Genomic DNA, 3437 nt, shown 5'->3' on the forward strand with positions numbered 1-3437 from the left:
CTGCCGGTGGCCTTGGGTGTCTGGCCAATAGGCAATCGACTGACGCAGTGCTGCATCCTCCAAAGGGCCAGTCCGCAGGGGTTGGACCGCGAACCACACATCCATCGCGTCGTTCCACGCAGTTACAAGATCCGCGCTCGTGGCGGTGCAATCGCTTTGCGCCGCCTCTGCGAGATGCCCGGTGACATCGGCAAATCGCGTCACGGCAGGAAGGGCGACATCGTCAACAACACGGTCAACAACCGCATCCGCCAAGGCGGGCAAGGGCAGAAAAAGCAAGGCAAAGGCAATCAGGCGCATGGTTCAAAGGCTTTCAAGATAGCGGATCAGGGCGTCACGGTCGCTTTTCGGCAGGTTGGTCACGGTATCGCGCGCGGCTTGTGCCTCACCGCCATGCCAGAGGATCGCTTCCATCAGGCTGCGCGCGCGACCATCGTGCAGATAGTTGGTGTGGCCTGAAACCAGCCCCGTCAACCCAATACCCCAAAGCGGTGCGGTGCGCCATTCACGCCCATCAGCGCGGCCTTCGGGGCGGTTGTCGGCAAGACCATCGCCCATGTCATGGAGCAGAAGGTCAGTATAGGGCCAGATCAACTGAAAACTCTGCGCCACATCGCCATCCATCCGGCCCGTCACGAATTTCGGCGTATGACAGGCGATGCAACCGGTGGAATAGAACAGCTCTTTGCCATGCAGCACCTCTGCATCAGCCATATCGCGACGTTCCGGCACCCCAAGATTGCGGGAATAGAAGGTCACGAGTTCAAGCGAGTCCGCACTGACCTCCAACCCGTCTTTCGGGTCGGCCCCATCGGGGGCGGCCATGCAGGCTGTTTGCGGCGTGGTGCAATCGCCCGCACCTGAAGGGTGCAGCGGCGTCGAAAGCCCCATGTCACCCGAAAATGCCCCCGCAGACTGTTCGCGGATGGTCGGCATGCCCGCCTTATGCCCAAAGCGCCCCAGCATCGGTACGCCAAATTCTGCTGACATCACGATATTGGGGCGGCCAGAGATACCGTCACCATCGGCATCATCCGGGTCAGCCCCAGCCAGAATATCCGCAGCCGGGATCGCCTCCAGCAACCCCAAGCCGATCATCTGCGGCGCAATGCGCGGCGACATCATAAGTGCTGGGTTGATAGGGCCATAGCCGGGGTTGGAAATGCCGTATTTCGGCGCACGCAGCGTCACGACTTCACCACCCGCAAGTGTCATCGGTCGGTCGGTGTAGCTGATGGTCATCTGCCCTTCGGCCGGGATGCCCGGCAGGCTGAAATTCTGCAACTGACCGCCATAGACCGGGTCGTTTTGCGTGGAGAGCCAGCCTTCGATCGCTTCCGCCTCCGCCGTGTGATCGGCGGGCAGAGACAGGCGCAGGAACAACGAAACGGCGGCCTCATCCGGGTTGTTCGGCGGCGTTCCGCGCCCGTCTTTCAGGTGACACAACTGGCAGGCGCGGGCGTTGAAGATCGGGCCAAGCCCGTCTGACGCCGTGGTAGAGGAGGGGGAGGAAACCCAAGGCTTGGTAAACAACCCATTGCCAAGGTTGAAGGTCATCCGACCCTCAAGCCCGATATTGGCCGAAGGGTCGGAAAACGCATCCGCAGTATCGCGCGCCCTGACGGTTGCCGCCCCGGCGGGCTTTTGTTCAAACTTTTCGGGTTCGGAGAAATCCTGTGTCGGGGCCGTCACCTTGGCAATCCGCGCGGCCTCCTCCGCGCTGCGTGGCAACAGCGGCAGTTGCAAATCGTGCAAATCCTGCGCGAAAATTGTGGTGGACCCACTTGCCACTAAGGCAATGGCTATCAGCGCCCCGATAGCCAAGGTTTTAGCGTTTGATGCAGCGGGTTTGCTCACTTGAACACTTCACCACCCTGTTCAAGCGTCTCATCTCCTTCAACAACAACACCGGCGAGTTCCAGCACGGTCGACGCCCGCTCAATCGCGCGCGATTGGGTCACCAACCCATCGACAACCGCGTTGATCTTGGCGGCACCGTCATCATTTCCGGCCTGCAGCATCATGTCATAGGATTGCCCGTTTGCCGCAGCATCGCGCAACGCCTGTGTCGCCGTAAGCGTGGCGTCAATATCCGTCGCCAGAGTCTTCGCCAATTCGCCATCCTTTTCCGCCAGCGCATCTTTCAGCGAAGGGCCGCTGACCTCGCTGCCATCCAACCGCCTGTAGCGGCCAAGATAGACGTTCTGCACCCCCAGAACATCGAAATAATGGCTCTCCGGCGTGTTGTCGGAAAAGCAATCATGCTCCTCCTCCGGGTCATGCAGGATCAGGCCGAGTTTCACCCGTTGGCCCGCCATTTCACCGTAGGAAAGGTTACCCATGCCGGTCAGAATCGCCGCAAGGCCGGCGTTCGGGTTGTCAGTCACCGCAAGGCGCGCATCGCCCGACGGCGCCCATTGCTGAACCATCCAATCCAGATCGGACAACAGCAGGTCTGTGGCAGCCTGCAAATATGCCGCACGGCGGTCGCAATTGACGTTGGTACAACCGTTCCCTTGCACAAAGTCGGTGTAGGGCCGCTGACCTGCTTGCGGCGCATCGCTAATCAGATCCTGACCCCAAAGCAGGAATTCGATGGCGTGATAGCCGGTGGCGACATTGGCCTCGTTCTGACCAGCCTCCTGCAAGACATCGGAAAGCAGCGCCGGCGTGATCTTGCTCGCGTCAATCTCCTTGCCGGACAAAGTGAAATGGGTATTGGCGATGACGTTCAGCGTGCCCTGTTCGTTTTCGGCGGCGGCGAAATATCCGGGGTCAACATAGTCGATCAGCCCTTCATCCAACGGCCAGGCATTCACCTTGCCTTCCCAGTCATCCACAATCGGATTGCCAAAGCGGAATACTTCGGTCTGCATGTAAGGCTCGCGCGCAAAGCGCCAAGCGGCACGGGCGGCAGTCAGGCTCTCCTCGCTTGGCGCGTCAATCAGGGTGGAGATGGCAGTGGCAAGACCCTGTGCTGCGGTTAGGCTGTCTTGATAGCCAGCCTCGGCGATATCGGCGTAGGTCTTGACGACCTCCGCCCGGTTATCGGCCTGCGCCGCTGTCGCAAGTGCCAGGGTTGTCAGGGTTGCAAGAAGGCGTCGTAGCATAGGCGCTCCATCATGTCGGTTCATTTCGACATACCTTAGTTATTTGATCGGATTTGTAAAGCTGACAAAAACACTTTATTTCGGCGTTGGCTCGTTAACCCATCATCGGCTCGACGGCCTCCCGCCAGTGCCGCAATCGCAAACGCCCCCAAAGTATATTACATAACTTTGCTTATCAGCAATAACGGAGCGACCCAGCACCTATGGCGCGAAAGCCAGACAGCGCCGAGAATTTTGTTTCAGTCCTGCAATGATTGCCGACAATCCGCCGGGGCCACCCCTGTTCCCCCGTCAATGATTAATATATGTGATGCTGATGAAACCAAC

General features: G+C 59.4%; 3 protein-coding genes. All 3 read right to left on the bottom strand.

What is annotated here, in order from left to right; genetic code table 11:
• On the bottom strand, positions 1-300 hold a 300-nt coding region (locus L0H65_RS16550; protein WP_301460300.1), incomplete at its 3' end, for an imelysin family protein.
• 3 nt (positions 301-303) lie between these two features.
• Entirely contained in the window at positions 304-1791 is a 1488-nt protein-coding gene (locus L0H65_RS16555; RefSeq protein WP_301460304.1) for a di-heme oxidoredictase family protein, read from the bottom strand.
• Positions 1792-1853: 62 nt separating this feature from the next.
• Positions 1854-3110 carry an imelysin family protein gene (locus L0H65_RS16560; RefSeq protein WP_301460302.1) on the bottom strand — a complete coding sequence of 419 codons (1257 nt, stop codon included), beginning with the start codon at positions 3108-3110 and terminating at the stop codon, positions 1854-1856.
• Positions 3111-3437: the final 327 nt, after the last annotated feature.

Source organism: Pseudorhodobacter sp. (genome assembly GCF_030452865.1).
Lineage (GTDB): Bacteria > Pseudomonadota > Alphaproteobacteria > Rhodobacterales > Rhodobacteraceae > Pseudorhodobacter.

Excerpts from the sequence above, each read along its gene's own strand:
- L0H65_RS16560 (WP_301460302.1), bottom strand. The coding sequence starts at position 3,110 with ATGCTACGACGCCTTCTTGCAACCCTGACAACCCTGGCACTTGCGACA.